This window comes from Tepidibacillus decaturensis (assembly GCF_001561915.1).
Classification (GTDB): domain Bacteria; phylum Bacillota; class Bacilli; order Tepidibacillales; family Tepidibacillaceae; genus Tepidibacillus_B; species Tepidibacillus_B infernus.
Genome location: NZ_LSKU01000001.1, coordinates 2,721,000 through 2,722,082 on the forward strand (window position 1 = coordinate 2,721,000; position 1,083 = coordinate 2,722,082).

1 protein-coding gene is annotated in these 1,083 nt (G+C 39.5%); it reads right to left on the reverse strand.

What is annotated here, in order from left to right; translation table 11 throughout:
* Nucleotides 1–103: 103 nt before the first annotated feature.
* Entirely contained in the window at nt 104–1,057 is a 954-nt protein-coding gene (locus U473_RS12730; RefSeq protein ID WP_068727695.1) for a tyrosine-type recombinase/integrase, read from the reverse strand.
* Between the last annotated feature and the right edge of the window lie 26 nt (nt 1,058–1,083).

Here is a 1,083-nt window from a genome sequence, read left to right on the forward strand (position 1 = left end):
ACATTATTTGTAAAAATACGACTCGATTAGATAATTTTTTCATATTATACCCCATAAAAATAATATTGGCTACGAAATTATATAATTTAATTATATCTAGCAACTAAAGGATGTCTTTTAAGTAGTCTTCCACGAAATCAGGCGCTGCTTTTTTCATTTGTTCTACCGTATGTAGATAACGTTGAGTGGTAGTGATATGGGCATGTCCAAGGGTCTCCTGAACTTGTTGCAATGAAGCTCCATGAAGTAGAGCTAACGTAGCGTTAGTATGCCGTAACCAATGAGGAGATACTTTTTTCTTTATGTTGCTTTCTTCACGAGCTTTTTGAATAATACGCTCAACTTGTCTAACCGTGAGAGGGAAAATTCGTTGATCCGGGTCTTGAGATTTTCTTTGTAGCTGAAAGTGAAGAGACAACATGTTCCACAATGTTTGCGGCACTTTAACTTCACGCTGTTTTCCTCCCTTCCCCTCCAACACTGTAAGCCACATAGATGTTTCCGTCGGATCGGAATGAAAATGTCCCCATTGAATAGAAACTAGTTCAGACACTCGCAGTCCCAATAAGATAAGGCTGATACCAATTAGATAATCACGTTCTCCTTGTTTTTTTAGTTGGTGCAACAGGTAAGTAACCTCTCTTTTGGTCAGATAGTGATTTTTGCTATTAATCGGCACTTTAGGTGTATGTACAGAGGTTGTCGGATTATGAGAAAAAACGCCGATATTGGAATCACTTCCCCATTTATATAGGGATCGCAACGGAGCGATGAGACTGGCTACGGCGGCAGGAGCTAGAGGTTTGCAACTCTTGCTCAAAAACCCTTGCTCTAAGGCAATCTTATACATTTCAATTTCCCGCCATGTCACTTGACGCAATGGTTTGAAAGTAATAAATTGACGGAACTGGTCAATAGCTCGGCTGTAGTTCCGACGTGTGTACTGAGAACGATGGCATGTTGTGGTTAAGAACATGCTGATGATTTGTTCATCTGAATATTCCTGGATGCGATCAATGTAATTGATCTTAGGTGTCATGATTTTTTGAGGCAGCATTACTTGTTTTTCCTCCTTGTTTTTGT